We start from the raw sequence: 22,326 nt of genomic DNA on the forward strand, positions 1-22,326 counted from the left end.
GCACGCGTCTCACGGCAGTTCGGCTCCCGCCTCGCGGGTTCCCACGATGAGCAGCCGCACGCCGAGCAGGGCGACGATGGCCGTCGCGGCGCCGCCCACGAGGAACGGCAGGCGCAGGTCGACACGGGCGACCAGGCCGCCGAGGATCGTCGCGATCGGGAACAGCCCCCACGTCACGGTGCGAGCCACTCCGAGCACGCGGCCGAAGATCTCGGGGGGCACGATCTGCTGGCGAAGACTGCCCCACGGCACGTTCCAGATCGACACGGCGCACGCCGCGAGGGCGAACGCGATGATGGCGGTCCAGATCGACGGAGCGAGCCCCGTGAGGAGCATGGCGATGCCGCCGCTGAAGATCGCCCAGAACATCACCGGCCCGCGACCCCAGCGCGCGACCAGGCGCGGTGAGACGAGGGAGCCGCAGAGGGCGCCGACACCGATGCCCGCCGTGACGAATCCGATCGCGGCCGCGGGCACGGCCATGGCGTCGATGAAGAACAGCACGAGGACGGCCTGCGCGAAGGCGAGGGCGCTCCCGGTGAAGGCCGTGAACATCACCATGGTGCGCAGATACCGGTGGTGCCAGAGATAGGCGAGGGCGTCGCGCGTGCCGGTCCGCGGCGCGGGTGTCGTGTCCGCGGTGGTGTGCGCGGTCGCGGCCGTGTCGCCGCGGAGCGAGCGCGCCGCCGACAGCGGCAGCAGCAGGGCGAGCACGACCGGCACGAGGTAGCCCGCCGAGCCGATCCACAGCGGAAGGGCGAGCGAGACGGCGAACAGCACACCCGAGATCGGCGTCGCGATGAAGCTGTCCACGGTGACCTGGGCGGCTTGGACCCACCCGTTGGCGCGATCCAGCTGATCCCGCTCCACGACACCGGGAATGACCGCGTTCGTGGCGTTGTCGAACAGGGTCTCGCCGAGGCCGAAGATCAGGGTCGCGGCGAACAACGCCCAGAGGGTGAGTCCTCCGGAGGCGCCGAGGATCGCGAGCCACAGTGCGACGCCGCCGCGGATCACGTTGGCCAGCGCCATGACGTAGCGACGGTCGAGCCGGTCGACGATCATGCCGGCCGGCAACCCGAAGACCAGCCAGGGCAGGAAGGCGAGCGCGGTCAGCACCGAGATCACCAGGGGGTCGGAGCTGAGCGTGATGGCGATCAGCGGCACGGCCGTGCGGCCGATGCCGTCGGCGAGGTTGCTGAAGACGGCGGCCGACCAGAGGGTGCGGAAGCCCCGGCCCAGCGGACGCTTGTGCACGGGCACGTCCGGTCCCGATGCCGGCGCGGCGGCATCCGGAGAAGCGGTGGGAACGGTCATGAGCTGAGTCCTTCTTCGGGGAGGGGGAACAGGTCGGTGCGGATGCTGACCGGGCGCAGGCCCTCGCCGGTCTGGTCGCGGTAGAGATCGACGTAGCGCAGCACGACCTCGTGGATCTCGGTCGCCAAGGCCTCCATCTGCGCGGACGTGAGCCGCAGCGTGGAGGTGGCGATCATGGCCTCGGCCTCGTCGAGACTCTCGGCGGAGATGAGCGTCTCGTTGACGTAGCGCATCAGCTGCTGATGGCGGCGGGTGAGGAACTCGCTCATGACGAGCTGGGTCGCGGCCTTGCCCGCGGGCGTCTTCATCGCTTCCGGGTTCGTGAAGGAGATGCCGCCCTTGGGGCGCTCCCACCAGCGCTCCCGCCCCGTGCCGCGGTCGCTGACTTCGCGGATGAGATCGTGCTTGGCGAGGGCGCGCAGGTGATAGCTGGTCGCGCCGGAGGACTCCCCCGTCATCGCCGCGAGGGAGCTCGCCGTCTGGGGGCCGTACTGGTTGAGGATGTCGTAGATCTCGATGCGGAGCGGGTGCGCGAGCGCGCGCAGGGCGCCGGCATCGAGCCGGCGCTCCTCCTCGCGCGCGTTCGGGACGGCAGGGGCCGCGTCGTCTGTGGTCATGGTGCAAAGATAGCGTTGCAAAGAATGCTTTGCAAGTGAATCTTTGCACGGAACCGGCCTACGCTGGTGTCATGACCGACGTCGATCCCCACCCCCTGCTGACGCCCTCCTCCCTGCCCTACGGACTCCCCGACTACCCCTCGATCTCGCCCGCGCACTATCTCCCCGCCTTCACCGAGGCGTTCGCCCGCCACCGTGCGGAGATCGACGCGATCATCGGCGATGAGTCCGCCCCGACGTTCGAGAACACGATCGTCGCGCTCGAGCGTGCCGGCGACCTGCTCGGTCAGGTCTCGCGGACCTTCTACACCGTCTCCTCCGCCGACGCGACGCCCGAGATCCAGCAGATCGAAGAGACCCTGGCGCCGCTGATGGCCGCGCACCACGATGCCGTGCAGCTGGACAGCGCCCTCTACGCGCGCGTGCGCGCCGTGTACGAGAGCCGCGAGGGCCTCGACCTGTCACCGGAGGAGCGCTATCTCGTGGAACGCCGGTTCCGCGAGATGACGCACGCCGGCGCCGGCCTGGACGATGCCCAGAAGGCGCAGCTCACCGAGCTGAACCAGCACCTCTCGGTGCTGACGACGACGTTCGAGAAGAACCTCCTGGCCGACACGAACGAGCTCGCGGTGGTCTTCGACGACGCGGACGAGCTCGACGGTCTCACCGACGGCGAGCTGTCCGCCGCCGCGCAGAACGCGGTGGATCGCGGCCTCCCCGGGCGGTATGTCGTGACGCTCACGCTGTTCACCGGGCATCCGTATCTGTCCAGCCTCACCCGGCGCGACAGCCGCCGCCGGCTACTGGAGGCATCGCGCGCCAGGGGGTCTCGGGGAAACGCCCACGACAACCGCGACGTGCTGCGCCGGATCGTGCGCCTGCGTGCCCAGCGGGCGGCGCTGCTGGGCTACGAGAACCACGCGGCCTACGTCACGAGCGACGAGACCGCGGGCTCGCCCGAAGCCGTGCACGCGCTGCTGCGGGAGCTGGCGGCACCGGCGGCGGCGAACGCCCGCTCCGAGCAGGCGGCGCTGCAGGCGATGGTGGATGCCGAGTCCGCACCCTTCCCGCTCGAGGCGCACGACTGGGCCTTCTACACCGAGCGGGTGCGGGCGGCCGAGTACGACCTCGACCGCACCGCGCTGCGTCCGTGGTTCGAGGCCGAACGGGTCCTCATCGACGGCGTGTTCCATGCGGCCACGGCCCTGTACGGCATCACGTTCACCGAGCGCCCCGACCTTCCCGCGTACCACCCCGACGTGCGGGTCTTCGAGGTCCACAACGCCGACGGGTCGGAGCTGGGGCTGTTCCTGTTCGATCTGTACACGCGCGACACCAAGCGGGGCGGTGCGTGGATGAACTCCATCGTCACGCAGTCGCGTCTGCGCGGCACGCGTCCCATCGTCGTCAACAACCTCAACGTGCCCAAGCCCGCTCCGGGGATGCCGACGCTGCTGACCCTCGACGAGGTCACCACCCTCTTCCACGAGTTCGGCCACGCGCTGCACGGCCTGTTCGCGACCGTCACCTTCCCCCACTTCGCGGGGACGGCGGTCTTCCGCGACTTCGTGGAGTTCCCGAGCCAGGTGAACGAGATGTGGATCCTCTGGCCCGAGATCCTCTCGGCCTACGCTCGGCACGTGGACACGGGCGAGCCGCTCCCCCAGGACGTCGTCGACAAGCTCCACGCCTCCGAAGCCTTCAACCAGGGCTTCGCGACCAGTGAGTACCTCGCCGCCGCCTGGCTCGATCAGGCCTGGCACTCCCTCGACCTCGCGGCCGCGGACGCCGTCGAGGACGTGGCGGGCTTCGAGGCCTCCGCCCTCGCGGACATCGGTCTGGACAACCCCGTCGTCCCCACCCGCTACTCCTCCACCTACTTCGCCCACGTCTTCTCGGGCGGGTACAGCGCCGGCTACTACTCGTACATCTGGAGCGAGGTGCTCGACGCCGACACCGTCGAGTGGTTCAAGGAGAACGGCGGGCTCACACGTGCGGGAGGCGACCGCTTCCGCGAGCGTCTGCTGGGCGTCGGAGGCTCGAAGGATCCGCTCGAGGCCTACCGGGACTTCCGAGGTCGTGATGCGGTCATCGCGCCGCTGCTCGCCCGCCGGGGTCTCGCCGGCTGACGCGCGTGCGTGCGGGCGGCCGGGCACCGTGCCCCGGCCGCCCGCACATCACGGGGTGGACGTCGGTGTCGCCGGCGCCGGAGACGCCGACGCGGTCGGCGATGCGGACGGGGTCGCCGGGGGGATGCTGGCGGGGCAGTCGATCGGGCGGTACCACGCGCGGCTCTCCCGCACGTGGAAGCGGAAGCACTCCTGAGCGCTGCCCGCCGCGACCCCGGGCTGGAACAGCTCCCTCGACGGCTGGGAGCCGACGTCGACACGGATCGCGACGTCGACGCGGGCGCCGTCCGCGTCGGAGGTCGTGCCGCGCCAGGCGTAGGCGTCGATGTGGGCGCCCCCGATGTCGCCGAACTGCGTGGCGGCGAGAGTCTCGGCATCCGTGTCCGTGTGGGGCGCCGACAGGCGGTGTTCGAGCGCACGCGCCGCGGCATCCACACGATCGTGCGCGATCGACTCCCCGTCGCGCGGTCCGAAGGCGTGCATGAAGGTCACGGCGCCGACGCCGGCGACGATGAGGGCGGCCATGATCGTCGCGAGTGCGATGCGGAGGACGCGAAGTCCCGTGCTCTGCGGCGGGCGGGCCGGATCCGGTGCCGTCACCGGGGTCAGGCGCTCTTGCGCTTGTGCTCCAGCACGAGGGTCGGCGGAGCACCTTCGGTCACGGCGGCGCGGGTGACGATCACCTTGGCGACGTCTTCGGTCGAGGGGATCTCGAACATGATCGGACCGAGGACGTCTTCGAGGATCGCGCGCAGACCGCGGGCGCCGGTCTTGCGGGCCACGGCGAGATCGGCGATCGCGCGGAGCGCGTCCTCCTCGAACTCGAGCTCGGCGCCGTCGAGCTCGAACATGCGCTGGTACTGCTTGACGAACGCGTTCTTCGGTCCGGTGAGGATCTCGATCAGCGCGGTCTGGTCCAGCGGAGCTACGGAGGTGACCACGGGCAGGCGTCCGATGAACTCGGGGATCAGACCGAACTTGTGCAGGTCCTCCGGCTCGACCTCGCTGAACAGGTCGAGCTCCTTGCCCTTCTCCTGCAGGGGGGCGCCGAAGCCGACGCCGTGCTTGCCCACCCGCGACGAGATGATGTCCTCGAGACCGGCGAACGCACCGGCCACGATGAACAGCACGTTCGTCGTGTCGATCTGGATGAACTCCTGGTGGGGATGCTTGCGGCCGCCCTGCGGGGGCACCGAGGCGACGGTCCCCTCGAGGATCTTCAGCAGCGCCTGCTGGACGCCCTCGCCCGACACGTCGCGGGTGATGGAGGGGTTCTCGGCCTTCCGGGCGATCTTGTCGACCTCGTCGATGTAGATGATGCCCGTCTCGGCCCGCTTGACGTCGAAGTCGGCGGCCTGCAGAAGCTTCAGGAGGATGTTCTCGACGTCTTCGCCGACGTAGCCCGCCTCGGTCAGCGCCGTCGCGTCGGCCACCGCGAAGGGGACGTTCAACCGCTTCGCGAGGGTCTGCGCCAGATAGGTCTTGCCGCATCCGGTGGGGCCGAGCAGCAGGATGTTGCTCTTCGCGATCTCGACCTCATCGGCCCGCTGCTCGGCGCTCTGCAGGGTGCCGTGGGCGCGGACGCGCTTGTAGTGGTTGTAGACGGCGACCGAGAGCGCCTTCTTGGCGGCATCTTGGCCGACGACGTACTCCTCGAGGAACGAGAAGATCTCGCGCGGCTTGGGGAGGTCGAAGTCGCTGACGACGCCGTCGGAAGACTCCGCCATGCGCTCTTCGATGATCTCGTTGCACAGCTCGACGCACTCGTCGCAGATGTACACGCCGGGACCGGCGATCAGCTGCTGCACCTGCTTCTGGCTCTTGCCGCAGAAGGAGCATTTGAACAGGTCGGCGCTCTCACCGATGCGAGCCATGATGCCCCTCCTCCAGAAAACTCTCAGGGATGCGTTTCGAGCCTAACCGCTGAGACCGACATCTCGGCGGATTGCGACACGGAAGTGAACGTCTCGACGTATGACGAGGCCCCGTCGTCGGCGGGACGACGGGGCCTCGGTCGGCGGATGCCGCGGGATCAGGCGGTCAGCGCCGCGGGAACCCGCTTGCGCGAGGTCAGCACCTGGTCGACGATGCCGTACTCGAGCGCCTCGGACGCCGAGAGGATCTTGTCGCGGTCGATGTCCTTGTTGACCTGCTCCTGCGTGCGGTTGGTGTGCCGGGCCATCGTCTCCTCAAGCCACGTGCGCATGCGCATGATCTCCGCGGCCTGGATCTCGATGTCCGACGCCTGGCCGTGTCCGGCCTCGCCGACGGCGGGCTGGTGCATCAGGATGCGGGCGTTCGGCAGCGCGAGGCGCTTGCCGGGGGCGCCGGCGGCCAGCAGCACCGACGCGGCCGAGGCGGCCTGGCCCAGCACGACGGTCTGGATCTGCGGCGACACGTACTGCATGGTGTCGTAGATCGCGGTCATGGCCGTGAACGAGCCGCCCGGGGAGTTGATGTACATGACGATGTCGCGGTCGGGGTCCTGGGACTCGAGCACGAGCAGCTGAGCCATGACGTCGTCGGCCGAGGCGTCGTCGACCTGCACGCCGAGGAAGATCACGCGGTCTTCGAACAGCTTGTTGTACGGGTCCTGGCGCTTGTAGCCGTAGGCGGTGCGCTCCTCGAACTGGGGCAGGATGTAGCGGCTGGAGGGCATCTGGAAGCCCTGCGGGATGCCGGCGGTGGGCATGTTCATGATCGGGTCCTTCAGTTCTTGGTGCCGCCGCCGCCGATGACATCGGTGGCCGATTCGCGGATGTGGTCGACGAAGCCGTAGGCGAGGGCCTCCTCGGCGGAGAACCAGCGGTCGCGGTCGCCGTCGGCGTTGACCTGCTCGACGGACTTGCCCGTCTGCGCCGCCGTGATCTCCGCGAGACGCTTCTTCATGTCGAGGATGAGCTGCGCCTGGGTCTGGATGTCGCTCGCGGTTCCGCCGAAGCCGCCGTGGGGCTGGTGCAGCAGCACACGAGCGTTGGGCGTGATGTAGCGCTTGCCCTTCGTGCCGGCGGTGAGCAGCAGCTGGCCCATCGATGCGGCCATGCCGATGCCGACGGTGACGATGTCGTTCGGCACGAACTGCATCGTGTCGTAGATCGCCATGCCGGCCGTGATCGACCCGCCGGGCGAGTTGATGTAGAGGTAGATGTCCTTCTCGCTGTCCTCGGCCGCGAGGAGCAGGATCTTGGCGCAGATCTCGTTCGCGTTCTCGTCACGCACCTCCGACCCGAGCCAGATGATGCGGTCTCTCAGCAGCCTGTCGAAGACGCTCGTAGCGACAAGTGGTTCAGCCATGGATACTCCTGATTCCGGGTTTCCGTACGCCATTGAATCTATCTGCGCGCGCCGTCCGCCTCGCCCGTGTTCGCCGTCGGCGGAGCACCGTGTCGGGCGCGCCGTCTCGGGGACGACGAAGGGCCGGATGCCGTGGCATCCGACCCTTCGCACCGGGGTACCCGGTCGTTGAGCGAGCGAAGCGCGTCGAACGCTCCCCCGCCGCGACCGGTCGTTGAGCGAGCGCAGCGAGTCGAAACGCTCCGCGCCGCGAGCTTTACTCGGCGTCCGCCTTCTTGGCCGGAGCCTTCTTGGCGGCGGGCTTCTTCGCGGCCGGCTTCTCGGCGGCGTCCGCGTCGGCCTTCTTGGCGGCCGGCTTGCGGGCCGGGGCCTTCTTGGCGGGCTTCGCCTCGGCGTCGGCGGCCTCGTCGGCGATCTCCTGCGCCTCGGCGACGACCTCTTCCTCGGCCTCCGCCTCGTCCTCGACGATGAAGCCGGTCAGGTTGACCGTCTTGCCGTTGGTGTCGACGACCGACACCTTGCCGAGCGCGATCGCGAGGGCCTTGTTACGGGCGACCTCGCCGACCATCGCCGGGAGCTGGTTGCCCTGCTGGAGCGCGTCGACGAACTCCTGGGGCGCCATGCCGTACTGCGCGGCGGACTGGATGAGGTACTGGGTCAGCTCCTCCTGCGAGACCTGCACGTCGTGCGCCTCGGCGAGCTTGTCGAGGATCATCTGGGTGCGGAACTGCTTCTCGCTGGCCTCGGTGACCTCGGCGCGGTGCTCGTCGTCCTCGAGGCGTCCCTCGCCCTCGAGGTGGGCGTGCACCTCGTCCTCGACGAGCTGCGCGGGAACGGGGATCTCGACCTTGGCGAGGAGGGCCTCGATGAGCTTGTCGCGCGCCGCGGCGCCCTGGACGTACACCGACTGCTCGGAGACGCGCTCGACGAGGCTGTCGCGCAGCTCGGCGATGGTGTCGAACTCGCTGGCCATCTGGGCGAAGTCGTCGTCGGCCTCGGGAAGCTCGCGCTCCTTCACGGCGGTGACGGTGACGGACACCTCGGCCTCGTCGCCGGCGTGGTCGCCGCCGACGAGCTTGCTGCGGAACGTCGTGTCCTCACCGGCGGTGAGCGACTCGACGGCCTCGTCGATGCCCTCGAGCAGCTCGCCCGAACCGACCTCGTACGAGACGCCCTCCGCGCGGTCGATCTCGGCACCGTCGATGGTGGCGACGAGGTTGAGCTCGACGAAGTCGCCCTTCGCCGCGGGACGGTCGACGGTCACGAGGGTGCCGAAGCGGCCGCGGAGGCGGTCGAGCTCGGCGTCGACGGCGGCGTCGTCGGTCTCGACGGCATCCACCTCGACCGTGACGTCGTCGAGGGCGGGCAGGTCGAACTCGGGGCGGACGTCCACCTCGACCTCGACCTTGAGGTCACCCGAGAAGTCCTTGTCGCTGGGCCACTCGATGACCTCGGCGGACGGACGGCCGACGATGCGGATCTCGTTGGCGGTGACGGCTTCGCGGTAGAAGTTGTCGAGGCCTTCGCTCACGGCGTGCTCGATCACGGCGCCGCGCCCGACGCGCTGATCGATGATCGGCGCGGGGACCTTGCCCTTGCGGAAACCGGGGATCTGGATGTCCTGGGCGATGTGCTCGTACGCGTGCGAGATGCTCGGCTTGAGCTCGTCCGGGGTGACCGTGATGTGCAGCTTGACCCGCGTCGGGCTGAGCTTCTCGACGGTGCTGGTGACCATGCCTGTTGTTCTCCTCGTGTCCGGACGCGCACGTGCACGTCCGTGGTTTCTTAGGTCTTGGGGTCGTTCTGTCGGGGCGACAGGATTTGAACCTGCGGCCTCCCGCTCCCAAAGCGGGCGCTCTACCAAGCTGAGCTACGCCCCGGGCGCGCACTCACCGTTGCAGGTCGCGTGCGCCGTCTAACGGCCGTTGGTCAGTCTAGCCGACAAGACCTTGTAGACTCTTCGGGATGCCGCTTCCGCGCGGCCTCGGGGATGTAGCTCAATGGTAGAGCCTCAGTCTTCCAAACTGATGGTGCGGGTTCGATTCCCGTCATCCCCTCCACAGCTTCACTTCGCGACCTGCACTCACCGCGCGTCCGACGCCGCGGTGTGGGACGCCGAATGCGCCCGGTAGATCTGGGCGTTTCGGAGGATCCCGGCCTTCTCCTCGTCGGTCAGTTCTCGGCGCACCTTGGCCGGGACGCCGGCGACGAGCGATCCGTCCGGGATGACGGCGCCTTCGAGGACGACCGCTCCCCCGGCGATCAGGCACCCCGAGCCGATGACCGCGCCCGACAGGATCACGCTGCCCATCCCGATGAGCGAGCCGTCGCCGATCCGGCAGCCGTGCACGACCGCGTTGTGACCCACCGAGACGTCGCGTCCGATGACCACGGGGTGGCCGGCATCCACGTGGACCGAGACGTTGTCCTGCAGGTTGCTTCCGGCTCCCACCGTGATGGCGGCGCTGTCGCCGCGGACGACGGCGTTGTACCAGACGCTCGCACCCTCTTCGAGGGTCACGTCGCCGACCAGGCGCGCGCCGGCCGCGACGAACGCGCTCTCGTGTACCCGCGGCGTACCGGCGGGAATCGACAGGATCGAGGCGTCTACGGCGATCGTCATGACGCCGACGATAGTCGCCCTACCAAATTCACGGCTCGTGCGTAAGCCCAGCCTTCTCTTCCTTGCGGAATGAACGGGGCTGAGTAGCGTTGACAGCAACGGGGGACAACCCCGACGAACGGAGACGAGAACATGACCAAGACGCAGAACATTTCCATGACCGCTGCCGGCCCCGAGGCGGCCGCCGGCACCGCCCAGTTCCTGACGCCCGTCGTGCTCGGCCTGCAGGCTCTCGCCGTCAACGGCAAGCAGGCGCACTGGAACGTGCGCGGAGCGAACTTCATCGCGATCCACGAACTGCTCGACCAGGTCGTCAGCAACGCTCAGGGCTTCGCCGACCTCGCCGCCGAGCGGATCGTCGCCCTCGGCCTGCCGCTGGACGCCCGCGTGTCGACGGTGGCCGAGAAGACCGGCACCACCGCTGTTCCCGCCGGCTTCGCGCAGTGGCAGGACGAGATCGTCGCCGTCGTCGCCGACATGGATGCCGTCATCGCCGACGTCCAGGCCGCGATCGACGGGCTCGACGAGACCGACCTCACCAGCCAGGATGTCGCCATCGCGATCAAGGCCGGCCTCGAGAAGGACCGTTGGTTCCTCTCGGCTCACCTCGCCGCGTAACCGCGTCTTCGACGCAGAACGGAAGCCCCGGGCCTGTCGCCCGGGGCTTCCGTCGTTGCACGGCGCCTCACGCGACGTGGGTGAGCCGGCCTTCGATCATCGTGGCGCACGCCGCCGTCGCCCTCAGCTCGGTCTCCGACGCGCCGAGGGGGTCGCGGTCGACGACCACGAGATCCGCCCGGTCGCCCGGGAAGAGCGCCGAGCCCGAGAGCGATCCGCCCCACGTCGATGCGGCCAGCGCGGTCGCGGCATCCACACCTTCCTCGGGGTGCCAGGCGGGCCGGCCATCGCGGGTCCGGAAGACCGCGGCGGCCATCGCGGCCCACGGATCGAGCGGCGCGACGGGCGCGTCCGAGCCGAACAGCAGGTTCGTGCCGGCGGCGGCGAGCGAGCGCAGCCCGTACGGCAGACCCGTCTGCGTCGCCCAGACCGTGTCGGTGATGTCGCGGTCGTCGATGGCATGCTCAGGCTGAACGCTCGCGCCCACCCCCAGGCGCGCGAAGCGCGGAACATCGGCGTGGGCCACGAGCTGCGCATGCTCGATCGTCCCGGTGGCGCCGCTCGCGGCGAACGCGTCGAGCGCGTGGGAGTTCGCGACGTCGCCGATCGCATGGACGGCGCATTCCAGACCGCCGCCGGTCGCGCGCACCATCAGCTCGACCAGGGCATCGGGCGGCACGGTGAGCACGCCGTGGTTGTGCGGGTCGCCCGGGTACGCGTGCGAGCATGCGGCGGTGCGGGTGCCGAGTGAGCCGTCGGTGATGACCTTCAGCGGGCCGACGCACACGAGTCCGGCGGGGTCGAGCGCGTCGCCGGAGGCCAGGCCCTCGGCGAGCGCGCGCTCCAGCTGCCCGGGATAGATCCCGAAGCGGATGCGGGTCGTGTCGAAACCGGCATCCAGCCGGCGGGCCCACGCCTCGGCGTTCCAGGCCATGTCGAGGTCGACGACGCCGACGATGCCGCGCGCCGCCGCCGTCTGAAGCGCAGACCGGACCAGGCGGTCGCCGATCGCGGGGTCGGCGGCGTTGAGGCGCCGCGAGATCTCGAAGGCGGGCTCCTCGCGGAGCACACCCGTGTCGTCGACGGGGAAACCCTCGCGCTGGAGGGCGGCGGTGTTGAGCCAGACGCTGTGCACGTCGGCGTTGATGAGGTAGGTGGGCACCGTCCCGGTCGCCGCGTCGAGGGCCGCGAGCGTCATCTCGTCGGCCCAGAGCGCGTCGCGGAAGCCGCTTCCGACCCGGCGACCATCGGCGAGCACGGCCGCCCGGCCCATCCGTGAGGCCGCGTCGGCGGCCGACGTCGCGTCGCCGAGAGGCTCGCGCTGCGCCACGAGCGCCCACTGGACGGTGTGGACGTGGTGGTCCCAGAGGCCGGGGATCACCCAGCCGCCGTCGGCGTCGAGGACTGTCCCCTGCCGCGGCAGGGCACGGGCGGGGGCGATGTCGACGATGCGGCCGTGGGACAGGTGGATGTCCACCGCATCCGCTCCGAACGGGTCGAGCCGGTCGGCGCCGGTGAGGCGCACGTCGGCGATGACGTCGACCGACTCGCCGCGCGAGGGCATCCCGCTCACAACTCCTCCTCACCGGCGCTGCGGGGTGTGGCCGCGGCGTCTGCCGCCGTGTTCTGGCGGAGTTGCGCCGCTCGGCCGGCGCGGATCGCCGCGTGGGCACGGCGCATCTCGCCCGCCAGTCGCTGATCGGCGTACGGGCTGTTGCCGGCCTCCAGCTGCACCACGATCTCGTCCACGGTCTCGTCCGGCCGGTTCTGACTGAGCTTGCGTTTGGCCACCACGCGCGTCGGCGTGAGACGGAAGCCGACGGTACCCCGCTCCAGCCGCCGCACGTACTCCTCGTCGTTGGGCGGCTGCCACATCAGTCGCGGCTGCGGGAGCCCGCTCTCGAACCGCGCGACGAGGCGGTCGAGCACGCGCAGGTTCTCCTCCGGCGTGAGGATCTCGGGGATGCCGGACAGGTGCACCGCCACGTAGTTCCAGGTCGGCACGTTGGGCCCCGGCGGATACCAGCCGGGCGAGATGTAGCCGTGCGGGCCCTGGGCGACGATGAGCAGTTCGCGCTCCCCCAGCCCGTGCACCGCATCGTCGGGCTTGCCGACGTGTCCGACGACCGTGAGGTCATCGCGCTCCTCGTCCAGCAGGACGGCGTAGTGGGAGGCGACGAGCCCTCCGTCGGAGGCGCTGACCAGTGTCATCCAGGGATTCAGCTGGAGGATGCGGCGAAGCTCCCCGACATCCGTCATCGCGAAGCTGGGGTTCTGTCTCATCCGCTCTCCTCCACCCCGGCGGCCTGGGCCGCCGTCGTCACTTCTGGCAGCTCGGGCACCAGTACAGCTTGCGTGCGCCCATCTCCTCCAGCACGATCTCCGTGCCGCACATCCGGCAGGGCAGGCCGGCCCGGTGATACACCCAGTGCCGGTCGTCTCGGCTCGCCATGGCCCGGCGGTACGCCTCCGGGTCGAGGTCGTCCATCGTCATCATCTGGCCGGTCTCGACGCCGATCACGAGCAGGCGGGCCCAATCCCGCCACAGTTCCCGGACGACCTCCTCGGGCACGAGCTTGCCCGGCGTGTGCGGGTCGAGCAGCGCCCGGTAGAGGAGTTCGGCGCGGTAGACGTTGCCGATGCCGCTGACGACCGACTGATCCATCAGCAGGAGCCCGATGGGGGTGGGCTTGCGGCGGACGGTCGTCACGAAACGCTCTTCGCCCTCGCCGAGGTCGTCGACCAGCGGATCGGGTCCGAGCTTGGCGATCGTCGCCTGCACCTCGTCCGGCGTCTGCAGCTCGCACGCGGTCGGTCCGCGCAGATCTGCCGAGGTGACGGCGGTCAGCAGACGCAGCCGCACCTGCCCGACCACCGGCGGCGGCCACTGGTCGTCGCCGGCGCTCTCGAGCCCGCGCGTCTGCTCGCTCATCCGCACGTGCACACGGGTGCGACGCGGCGCTCCGATCGAGCTCAGCGAGTTCTCGCCGGCGTCGTCGAAGACGGCGTCGAGATCGGTGCCGCGCTGGTTGGTCTGACCCATCCGGCCGTTGGCGGACGCGATCGTCGGATCGACCTCGATCTCGCCGGCGAAGTCCCACGCGCCGTACATGCCGAGGTGCACCCGCAGCCAGACGTCGCCGTCGAAGGCGAGGAACATCTGCTTGCCGACGGCGCGCACCTCGACGGCTTCGCGTCCGTCGATGACGGCGGCCCCCTCGGCGAAGCGGCCCTGCGGGCTGGATGCGGCGACCTCGCGGCCGACGATGTTGCGCTCGAACTGCCGCGCGATGCGGTGGACGGAGTGACCCTCGGGCATCAGCCGGCTTCGGGGTCCAACGCGTCGGCCGACTCCCCACCGACCGGGACGCCGGCCGTCGCGCGGGGGTCGGGGAGCAGGGAGCCGTCGGTCTCGAACGCCGCGAGCTGGGCGATGCGGCGCGCGTGCCGTTCCTCACCCGAGAACGGCGTGGCGATGAAGCGGTCGATGAACGCGATGGCCTCGGTGACCGTGTGCTGGCGCGCGCCGATCGAGATCACGTTGGCGTCGTTGTGCTCGCGGGCGAGTTCGGCGGTCGCGAGGTTCCAGACGAGGGCGGCGCGGATGCCGCGCACCTTGTTCGCGGCGATCTGCTCGCCGTTGCCGGAGCCGCCGAAGACGACGCCGAGCGTCTCGATGCCCGCGGCCTGGTCGCGCACGACGGCTTCGGCCGCGCGGATGCAGAACGCCGGGTAGTCGTCGAGGGGGTCGTACTCGATGGGGCCGTGGTCCACGACGTCGTGGCCCTGTTCGGCGAGGTGGTGCTGCAGCTGCGTCGAGAACTCGAGCCCCGCGTGATCGGTGGCGATGTGGATGCGCATGGTCACCATCCTAGGGACGGCCGCGACCGCGCGGCGGCGGCGATATGATGACTCCATCATGCCATTCACCCAGACGCAACGACCGTTGTACGAGGTCAAGGCCAACCTGTTCAAAGGACTCGCCCACCCGTTCCGGATCCGGCTGCTCGAACTCCTCGCGGGGGCGCCGGAGGTGAGCGTCGCCGACCTTCAGCGCGAGACGGGTCTGGAGGCCTCGCATCTGTCTCAGCATCTCTCGGTGCTCCGCCGGCACCGTCTGGTCGAGTCGGAGCGCCGCGCGAGTCATGTGTATTACCGGCTGTCCGACCCCAAGGTCGCCGATCTGCTCTCGGCGGCGCGCGAACTGCTTCTGGGCATCCTGAGCGCCGACGGCGACCTCCTCCTCGACGCGCAGGCGCTGCCGGCGCTGCCCGTGCCGGGCGCCCGCTCATGAGCGCGGGCGTGCGCTCGCTGCTGCCCTCCCGCGCCGACTACGCGCAGGTCGGGCGGACGTGGCGCGGCGACCTGCTCGCCGGGCTCACGGTCGGGATCGTCGCCCTCCCCCTCGCGCTCGGCTTCGGAGTCAGCTCCGGCCTCAGCGCCGAAGCGGGCCTGATCACCGCCGTGATCGCCGGAGTGATCGCGGCCGTCTTCGGCGGCTCGAACGTGCAGGTCTCCGGGCCCACGGGGGCCATGGTCGTCGTGCTCGTCCCCATCGTCGCCACTCACGGCGTCGGTGCGGTGGCCGTCGTCAGCCTCATGGCCGGCGTCCTCGTCATCGCGGCGGGAGCCCTGCGCCTCGGTCGCGCCGTCTCCTTCATCCCCTGGCCCGTCATCGAGGGGTTCACGCTCGGCATCGGCGTCATCATCTTCGCCCAGCAGATCCCCTCCCTCGTCTCGGCCCACACGGTGGGCGCCGGTGAGCACAGCTCCAACGCTCTCGTAGCGGCCGTGCAGTCGTTCGCCCGGCTCGACCCCGGCTACGCGCTGTGGGCGCTGGGCGCGGTCGTCGTCGTCGCGGTCTGCATGCTCGGCGCACCGCGGCTGCACCGGGCGATTCCCGGCTCCCTCGTCGGCATCGTGGTCGTCTCCGTGGTGTGCCTGCTCGTGGACAGCCCTCTGGCGCGCATCGGCGCCCTGCCCGCCTCGCTCCCGGTCCCGGCTCTGCCCACGGTGGATGCCGCGACCCTCGGGTCGCTCGTCGTGCCCGCCGTGACGGTCGCCGCCCTCGCGGCGATCGAGTCGCTCCTGTCGGCCCGGGTCGCGGCGAGCCTCGCCGACACGGGGCCCTACGATCCCGACCGTGAGCTCGTGGGTCAGGGGCTCGCCTCCATCGGCTCGTCGCTGTTCGGCGGCATGCCGGCCACCGGCGCCATCGCGCGCACCGCGGTGAACGTCCGCTCCGGAGGGCGCAGTCGCCTGGCCGCCGTCACGCATGCCGCCGTGCTGCTCGTCGTCGTCCTCGTGGCCGCCGGCCCGGTCGGCCAGATCCCGATGGCGGCCCTGGCGGGCGTGCTCATGGTCACCGCCGTGCGGATGGTGCACGCCGACACGGTACGGGCGATCCTCCGGTCGACGCGCGCGGACGCGGTCGCGTTCCTCGCCACCGCGGTGATCACCGTCTCGTTCGACCTGATCGTGGCCGTGCTCATCGGGGTCGCCTTCGCGGGCTTCTTCGCGCTGCGCGGGATGTCGCGCGCGTCGCGGGTGCGCCGGGAGGACCTCCGCGGCGACGCGCAACCGGGCGACGAGCGCATCGCGATCCTGCGCTTCGACGGCCCGCTGTCGTTCACCTCGTCCGACCGCATCTTCGCCGAGGTCGACGCCGTGCGGGGCGTCTCCGTCGTCATCATGCGGATGAGCCAGCTCGAACTCGTGGATGCGACCGGCGCGCACATGCTGGGCGAGGTCGTGCAGTCACTCGAACGCCGCGGCATCACCGTCCTCATCAAGGGGGTGCAGCCGCGTCATGAAGACCTGTTCCGCACGGTCGGCGTCCTGGCTGCGCTGCGTCATCACAATCACCTGTTCACCGAGCTGCCGGCCGCCATCGCGCACGCCCGCAGCCACGTGCGCCGCGAAACCGCGAGCGCGTAGGCTGGGTGGGTTGCCGTCGGCGCCAGCAGTGCCGGACGGTTCAGACCACGCCCCTCACCCACGGGAGTACCGCAGTGCCTGGAGAGAACCTCACCCGCATCGAAGCGCAGGAGCGCCGCGCGATCGTCGAGACCCACTCGTACGACATCGCCCTCGATCTCACCCGGGGACCGGAGGTGTTCGGCTCGCGCACGGTGGTGCGTTTCGCCGCGACCGAGGGCGCCTCGACGTTCATCGATCTGATCGCGCGCGATGTCCGCGAGATCACGTTGAACGGCGTCGCGGTCGACGCGGCGGCGTTCGCCGACTCGCGGATCGCCCTGAACGGGCTCCGCGCGCAGAACGAGCTGATCGTCGACGCGGACTGCCTCTACACGAACACGGGCGAAGGCCTGCACCGGTTCGTCGACCCGGTCGACGGCGAGGTGTACCTGTACTCGCAGTTCGAGGTGCCCGACTCGCGTCGTGTGTTCGCGGTCTTCGAGCAGCCCGACCTCAAGGCCACCTTCCGCTTCACCGTGACGGCGCCGTCCGCATGGAAGGTCGTCTCCAACTCCCCCACTCCCGAGCCCGTGCCCGCCGACGAGGGGTCCGCGATCTGGGCCTTCGAGCCGACGCCGCGGATCTCGTCGTACATCACGGCGATCGTCGCCGGTCCCTACGAGGCCACCTTCAGCGAGCTCACCAGCGCCTCCGGCACCGTCATCCCGCTCGGCGTGTACGGACGCAAGAGCCTCTGGCAGCACCTCGACGCGGACTACATCTTCGACAAGACGCGCGAGGGCTTCGCCTACTACGAGCAGAAGTTCGGGGTCCCGTACCCGTTCGCCAAGTACGACCAGCTCTTCGTCCCGGAGTTCAACGCGGGCGCGATGGAGAACGCGGGCGCGGTGACCTTCACCGAGACCTACGTCTTCCGCAGCAAGGTGACGGATGCCGTGAAGGAGCGCCGGGTCGTCACGATCCTCCACGAGCTCGCACACATGTGGTTCGGCGACCTGGTCACCATGAAGTGGTGGAACGACCTGTGGCTCAACGAGTCGTTCGCCGAGTGGGCGTCGACGATCGCGACGGCCGAGGCCACCGAGTGGACCGAGGCGTGGACGACGTTCAACGCCATGGAGAAGACCTGGGCCTACCGTCAGGACCAGCTGCCCTCGACCCACCCCGTCGTCGCGACCATCAACGACCTGGAGGACGTGCAGGTCAACTTCGACGGCATCACCTACGCGAAGGGCGGCTCCGTCCTCAAGCAGCTCGCGGCGTGGGTCGGTATCGACGCCTTCTTCGCGGGCGTCGGCCAGTACTTCCAGAAGCACGCCTTCGGCAACACCGAGCTGTCCGACCTGCTCGTCGAGCTGGAGGCCACCAGCGGTCGCGATCTGTCCGGGTGGTCGAAGAAGTGGCTCGAGACGGCGGGCGTCAACACGCTCGCACCCGAGCTGCGCGTCGGCGACGACGGCGTGATCGCGCGGTTCGCGATCGTGCAGACCGCTCCGGCGGACTACCCGACGATCCGTCCGCACCGCCTCGGCGTCGGCTTCTACGCGCTGGAGGGCGACGCCCTGGTGCGCACGCGCCACGTCGAACTCGACGTCGACGGCGATCTCACCGAAGTGCCCGAGCTGGTCGGCGAGCGTCAGCCCGATCTGATCCTGCTCAACGACGAGGACCTCGCGTACGCGAAGATCCGACTCGACCCGCGATCGCTCACCACGGCCATCGACCACCTGGCCCGCATCAGCGACCCGCTGGCGCGGTCGCTCGTCTGGGGTGCGGCCTGGGATCAGACGCGGGATGCCGAGGCCTCGGCATCCGACTACATCGATCTGGTGCTGCGCAACATCGGCTCCGAGACCGAGTCGACGACGGTGCGCACGACCCTCGCTCAGCTGCAGCTCGCCGCGAACGCCTACGTCGCACCCGAGAAGCGCGAGCCCGCGCGCGTGCGGGTGGCCGAGGGTCTCTGGGAGCTCGCACAGGGCGCCGAGGGCGGCAGTGACAGCCAGCTCCAGTTCGTGACCGCCTTCGCATCGGCGGCGGCGACCGACGCCCAGTGGGAGACCGTGCGCGCCCTGCGAGACGGTGAGGTGACGCTTCCGGGTCTCGACATCGACGCCGACCTGTCCTGGGCGCTGCTGGTGTCGCTCGCGGCCGGCGGTGTGGTCACCGCGGAGCAGATCGACGCCGCGCTGGCCGCGGACAACACGGCGAAGGGCGGCGAGTTCGCCGCGCAGGCCAAGGCCGCGCTGCCGACGGTCGACGCCAAGCGTGCGGCCTGGGCCTCGCTCGTCGACAGCGCCGACCTGCCGAACACCGTCGTGCGCTCCGCCGCACTCGGGTTCGTGCACCCGGCCGGCGTCGAGGCGCTGGCGTCGTTCGTGGACGCCTACTTCGACATGCTGCTGCCGGTCTGGGAATCACGCACCTACCAGATCGCGAACTACCTGATCACGGGGCTCTACCCCGCTCCCCTGGCGTCCGTGGCGCTGCGGGACGCGACGCGGCGGTGGCTCGCGGACCACGCGGATGCGCCGGCGGCGCTGCGTCGCCTCGTGAACGAGAACCTCGCGGGAGTCGAGCGCGCCCTCGCGGTTCAGGAGCGCGACGCGGACAGCTGACGTCGGCCACGCGGTCGGGTCGTGCGCGCGCGGCGGCGCGCGACCCGATGCGCGGGGACGACGCCGCCGGCGATCGCGCCCGGGCGCGATCGGGGTCGTTCCGGGGAACGACTTCCGGTCAGCGCGATCTCATCCTCTCGCAGGATGCGGCCCCGACCGCAGGCCCCGTAGCGTCGAAGCATGATCGTTGCTGAGAACCTCACGAAGAGATACGGAAGCACCACCGCCGTCGACGACGTCTCGTTCGCCGTGCAGCCCGGGCAGGTCACCGGGTTCCTCGGCCCCAACGGAGCCGGCAAGTCGACCACCATGCGCATGATCGTGGGCCTCGACGCGCCCTCCTCGGGGCGTGTGACGGTCGGCGGGCACCTCTACACCCACAGCCGCTCTCCGCTCACCGAGGTCGGGGTGCTGCTCGACGCGAAGGCCGTGCACACGGGTCGATCGGCGCGCGGGCACCTGCGGGCGATGGCGGCGACGCACGGCATCCCCACCTCCCGCGTCGACGAGGTCATCGCGCTGACAGGGCTCGAGGCCGTCGCGAACAAGCGCGCCGGCAAGTTCTCGCTCGGCATGGGGCAGCGCCTCGGCATCGCCGCCGCGCTGCTCGGAGACCCGCAGACGCTCATCCTCGACGAGCCCGTCAACGGCCTCGATCCCGAGGGCGTGCGCTGGGTGCGCCAGTTCGTGCGCCACCTCGCCGGTGAGGGACGGACGGTCCTGCTGTCCAGCCACCTCATGAGCGAGATGTCGCAGACCGCCGACCACGTGATCGTGCTCGGACGCGGACGCGTGCTCGCCGACGCGCCGCTGGCCGAGCTCGTCAGCGCGTGGACGCGCAACGAGGTGCTCGTGCGCACCCCGCGTGCCGCCGACCTCGCCGCCGCGCTCGGCTCGCCCGACGTCACCGTGACCGACACCGGCGAGGGCAGGCTCGTCGTCGCCGGCATCGCGGCGAGCGCCATCGGCGACATCGCCGCGCAGCGCGGCATCCCGCTGCACGAGCTGACCCCGCGCAGCGGCTCGCTGGAAGAGGCCTACATGGCGCTCACCGAAGGCGCCGTCCAGTACAAGACCAAGGAGATCGCATGACCACCGCGACCGTCCCCGCCGCTGCCGCGGGCTCCGTCTCGGCCCGCCCCGGGTCGCCCTACCACCTGTCGTTCGTCCGCGTCGTGCGCAGCGAGTGGATCAAGCTCCTGTCGCTGCGCTCGACGTGGTGGTCGCTCGCCATCACGGTCGTGCTGTCGGTGGGCATCTCCCTCATGATGGCCGCCGCCCTGCGCGACTTCGACTCGGGCTTCGCGCCCGTCATGGTGGTGGTCATGCCGATGCAGTTCACGATGCTCGTCGCGGGCATCCTCGGCGCGATCGCGATCACGGGCGAGTATTCGACGGGCATGATCCGCTCGACGCTGACGGCCGAGCCGCGTCGCGGCGCGGTCCTGCTGGCCAAGGCGCTCGTCGTGACGGTGCTCCTGGCCCTCGCCACCGCCGCCACCTATGCGATCTCCGTGCTGGCGACGGCGCCGATCCTCACGACGGCGATCGACTGGGCCGACCCGGCGCAGTCGTGGTCGCCGCTGCTGGCGGGCGTCTTCGCGATGGCGACGTTCGCGCTCATCGGACTCGGCTTCGGCTTCATCGTCCGCAACGGCGCCGGTGCGATCGCCGCGACCGTCGGTGTGCTGTTCGTGCTGCCCATCGTCCTGTCGATGTTCTCCTTCGCCGGGGAGGGCTGGAAGTGGATCGTCGATGCGAGTCAGTACCTGCCGATGTCCGGAGCCCAGTCCGCGACGACGGCCGGCGGGGACGAGGTCGTCCGTGGCCTGCTGACGCTCGCCGCCTGGCCTGCGGCACTGCTGCTCGGCGCGTGGGCGGCACTGCGCGGTCGCGACGCCTGACACCGCCATGGTGTCTGCCGGAAGCCGTGGCTCTCCCGACCCCGCGTCGAGCGAGCTGCGGCTTCCGCGTCCGCCGGGAGTCATCCGGCGCTTCTGGGCGCGGCACCGGCGCACCGCCGACGTTCTGATCGCGCTCGCGACGGCGATTCTCACCTTCTCCGCACCGGGACGCACGGAGGCGCGAGACGTGGGCGTGCTCTGGGAGAGCGCGCGACCGTTCGCGGTCGTCCTGCTGGCCGTCGCCTGCGTCGCCCTCCTCTGGCGGCGGCGGAGGCCGATGGTCGCGTTCGCCTTCGCGACGGCGGGTGCCGTGCTCGCCGTCTCGTCCGGCGCCGGCGTGGGAGGCGCGGCGGTCGCCGTCGCAGTCTTCGCGGTCGCCGTGTACACGGGGTCGGCCGCGGCGTGGCGTGCCGGGGCCGTCGCCGTCGGAGCGGCGCTGGCGTGCGCGGGGGTGATGGTGCTGAGCGGCGTCACCGACCTCGTCGCCGCACTCAACGGCTGTGCGGCACTCATCGTGAGTCTTCTGCTCGGCACGCTCATCGGCGTCAACGTCGGCAACCGCGCCCGCTACCTCGCCGCGCTGATGGACACGTCGCGCCAGCTCTGGGCCGAGCGGGAACGGCACGCGCGGCTCGCGGCGAGCGCGGAGCGCACCCGCATCGCGCGAGAGATGCACGACGTGGTCTCCCACTCGCTGACGGTCGTCGTCGCGCTGGCCGAGGGGGCCAGCGCGACCTCCGACGCGGAGCGCGGTCGGGCCGCGACGGCGCAGATCGCCGTCACGGCGCGCGGTGCGCTCGACGAGATGCGCGCGATGCTGGGGCTGCTCCGCGACGGGGATGCCGAGGACGACGCACCGCTCGTCCCCCTCGACGGCGACACCGTGCGTGCCGCGGTCGCGGCGGCCCGCAGCGCCGGGCTTCCCGTCACCGTGGAGACCTCGGGTCCCCCCATCGATGACCGCCACCTCAGACTGGCCGTTGCGCGCGTCGTACAGGAGGGACTGACGAACGTGATGCGACACGCCCCGTCGGCGACCCGCGTGGCGGTGACCATCTCGACCGACCGCGGCGGAGTGGAGGTCGAGGTCGTCAACGACGGCGTGGTCGCAGGGGCTTCCCCCGCCACCGGTGGCTACGGCATCCGTGGACTGCACGAGCGCGCCGCACGCGTAGGCGGCGCAGCCGAGGCCGGACCCATCGGAGGCGGCCGGTGGCGCGTGCGCCTGACGGTGCCGCAGGACGCGGCGGTGGCGAGGTGACGACC

General features: G+C 70.5%; 20 protein-coding genes and 2 tRNA genes. 9 read left to right on the forward strand and 13 right to left on the reverse strand.

What is annotated here, in order from left to right; genetic code table 11:
• Positions 1-9 precede the first annotated feature (9 nt).
• Positions 10-1,317 (reverse strand): MFS transporter, encoded by a 1,308-nt coding sequence (locus KY498_RS02860; protein ID WP_191008540.1) that lies wholly within the window; start codon positions 1,315-1,317, stop codon positions 10-12.
• Positions 1,314-1,934, reverse strand: coding sequence for a helix-turn-helix domain-containing protein (locus KY498_RS02865; protein WP_191008539.1), 621 nt, complete (start codon positions 1,932-1,934; stop codon positions 1,314-1,316). Before KY498_RS02865 ends, KY498_RS02860 begins: the two co-directional genes overlap by 4 nt.
• Before the next feature lie 71 nt (positions 1,935-2,005).
• Here KY498_RS02865 and KY498_RS02870 point away from each other — a divergent pair, with 71 nt between their 5' ends.
• Positions 2,006-4,063, forward strand: a complete 2,058-nt coding sequence (locus KY498_RS02870; protein WP_191008538.1) for a M3 family metallopeptidase — start codon at positions 2,006-2,008, stop codon at positions 4,061-4,063.
• A 48-nt stretch (positions 4,064-4,111) separates the two neighbouring features.
• Here the strand turns inward: KY498_RS02870 and KY498_RS02875 are convergent, their stop codons facing one another.
• The 6 genes from KY498_RS02875 to KY498_RS02900 form a co-directional block, all read right to left on the reverse strand.
• The gene (locus KY498_RS02875; protein ID WP_223849524.1) at positions 4,112-4,663 is read right to left on the reverse strand and encodes a hypothetical protein; all 552 of its coding nucleotides are present in this window, start codon (positions 4,661-4,663) and stop codon (positions 4,112-4,114) included.
• Between the two features lie 5 nt (positions 4,664-4,668).
• The gene (clpX, locus tag KY498_RS02880) at positions 4,669-5,937 is read right to left on the reverse strand and encodes an ATP-dependent Clp protease ATP-binding subunit ClpX (protein WP_060958541.1); all 1,269 of its coding nucleotides are present in this window, start codon (positions 5,935-5,937) and stop codon (positions 4,669-4,671) included.
• A 158-nt stretch (positions 5,938-6,095) separates the two neighbouring features.
• Positions 6,096-6,761, reverse strand: a complete 666-nt coding sequence (locus tag KY498_RS02885) for an ATP-dependent Clp protease proteolytic subunit (RefSeq protein WP_060958540.1) — start codon at positions 6,759-6,761, stop codon at positions 6,096-6,098.
• Positions 6,762-6,772: 11 nt separating this feature from the next.
• Positions 6,773-7,357 carry an ATP-dependent Clp protease proteolytic subunit gene (locus KY498_RS02890; protein ID WP_060958539.1) on the reverse strand — a complete coding sequence of 195 codons (585 nt, stop codon included), beginning with the start codon at positions 7,355-7,357 and terminating at the stop codon, positions 6,773-6,775.
• Positions 7,358-7,613: 256 nt separating this feature from the next.
• Complete coding sequence (tig, locus tag KY498_RS02895; RefSeq protein WP_061781787.1) at positions 7,614-9,092, reverse strand: trigger factor; 1,479 nt, start codon at positions 9,090-9,092, stop codon at positions 7,614-7,616.
• A gap of 71 nt (positions 9,093-9,163) precedes the next feature.
• Positions 9,164-9,237 (reverse strand) — tRNA-Pro (locus KY498_RS02900).
• A gap of 106 nt (positions 9,238-9,343) precedes the next feature.
• On the opposite strand from KY498_RS02900, the gene KY498_RS02905 reads away from it, so the two are divergent.
• A tRNA-Gly gene (locus KY498_RS02905) sits at positions 9,344-9,417 on the forward strand.
• A 23-nt stretch (positions 9,418-9,440) separates the two neighbouring features.
• Here the strand turns inward: KY498_RS02905 and KY498_RS02910 are convergent.
• Positions 9,441-9,980 carry a gamma carbonic anhydrase family protein gene (locus KY498_RS02910; protein WP_191008537.1) on the reverse strand — a complete coding sequence of 180 codons (540 nt, stop codon included), beginning with the start codon at positions 9,978-9,980 and terminating at the stop codon, positions 9,441-9,443.
• A gap of 132 nt (positions 9,981-10,112) precedes the next feature.
• On the opposite strand from KY498_RS02910, the gene KY498_RS02915 reads away from it, so the two are divergent.
• Positions 10,113-10,598 (forward strand): Dps family protein, encoded by a 486-nt coding sequence (locus KY498_RS02915; RefSeq protein ID WP_060958536.1) that lies wholly within the window; start codon positions 10,113-10,115, stop codon positions 10,596-10,598.
• Between the two features lie 67 nt (positions 10,599-10,665).
• Here KY498_RS02915 and KY498_RS02920 read toward each other — a convergent pair whose 3' ends face one another.
• From KY498_RS02920 to KY498_RS02935, 4 genes are read right to left on the reverse strand one after another with little or no spacing between them, the layout of a single operon-like run.
• The gene (locus tag KY498_RS02920) at positions 10,666-12,162 is read right to left on the reverse strand and encodes an amidohydrolase (RefSeq protein WP_191009689.1); all 1,497 of its coding nucleotides are present in this window, start codon (positions 12,160-12,162) and stop codon (positions 10,666-10,668) included.
• A 5-nt stretch (positions 12,163-12,167) separates the two neighbouring features.
• Positions 12,168-12,881: an FMN-binding negative transcriptional regulator gene (locus tag KY498_RS02925; RefSeq protein WP_191008536.1), complete on the reverse strand. Its 714-nt coding sequence runs from the start codon at positions 12,879-12,881 to the stop codon at positions 12,168-12,170.
• Between the two features lie 37 nt (positions 12,882-12,918).
• A complete protein-coding gene (locus tag KY498_RS02930; RefSeq protein WP_191008535.1) occupies positions 12,919-13,917 on the reverse strand; it encodes an Fpg/Nei family DNA glycosylase in 999 nt (332 codons plus the stop codon).
• Positions 13,917-14,459: a ribose-5-phosphate isomerase gene (locus KY498_RS02935; protein ID WP_101306270.1), complete on the reverse strand. Its 543-nt coding sequence runs from the start codon at positions 14,457-14,459 to the stop codon at positions 13,917-13,919. Before KY498_RS02935 ends, KY498_RS02930 begins: the two co-directional genes overlap by 1 nt.
• 58 nt (positions 14,460-14,517) lie before the next feature.
• Here KY498_RS02935 and KY498_RS02940 point away from each other — a divergent pair, with 58 nt between their 5' ends.
• The 6 genes from KY498_RS02940 (at position 14,518) to KY498_RS02965 (ending at position 22,321) form a co-directional block, all read left to right on the forward strand.
• Positions 14,518-14,892 (forward strand): helix-turn-helix transcriptional regulator, encoded by a 375-nt coding sequence (locus KY498_RS02940; RefSeq protein WP_191008534.1) that lies wholly within the window; start codon positions 14,518-14,520, stop codon positions 14,890-14,892.
• Complete coding sequence (locus KY498_RS02945) at positions 14,889-16,535, forward strand: SulP family inorganic anion transporter (RefSeq protein ID WP_191008533.1); 1,647 nt, start codon at positions 14,889-14,891, stop codon at positions 16,533-16,535. The genes KY498_RS02940 and KY498_RS02945 overlap by 4 nt, the downstream gene beginning before the upstream one ends.
• A 74-nt stretch (positions 16,536-16,609) precedes the next feature.
• Entirely contained in the window at positions 16,610-19,156 is a 2,547-nt protein-coding gene (gene pepN, locus KY498_RS02950; protein ID WP_191008532.1) for an aminopeptidase N, read from the forward strand.
• 180 nt (positions 19,157-19,336) lie between these two features.
• A complete protein-coding gene (locus KY498_RS02955) occupies positions 19,337-20,248 on the forward strand; it encodes an ABC transporter ATP-binding protein (protein ID WP_061781789.1) in 912 nt (303 codons plus the stop codon).
• Positions 20,245-21,060, forward strand: a complete 816-nt coding sequence (locus KY498_RS02960; protein ID WP_060958527.1) for an ABC transporter permease — start codon at positions 20,245-20,247, stop codon at positions 21,058-21,060. Before KY498_RS02955 ends, KY498_RS02960 begins: the two co-directional genes overlap by 4 nt.
• Positions 21,061-21,067: 7 nt before the next feature.
• Positions 21,068-22,321, forward strand: coding sequence for a sensor histidine kinase (locus KY498_RS02965; protein ID WP_191008531.1), 1,254 nt, complete (start codon positions 21,068-21,070; stop codon positions 22,319-22,321).
• Positions 22,322-22,326 lie beyond the last annotated feature (5 nt).

The sequence above is a fragment of the Microbacterium sp. PAMC21962 genome, assembly GCF_019443465.1.
Classification (GTDB): domain Bacteria; phylum Actinomycetota; class Actinomycetes; order Actinomycetales; family Microbacteriaceae; genus Microbacterium; species Microbacterium hominis.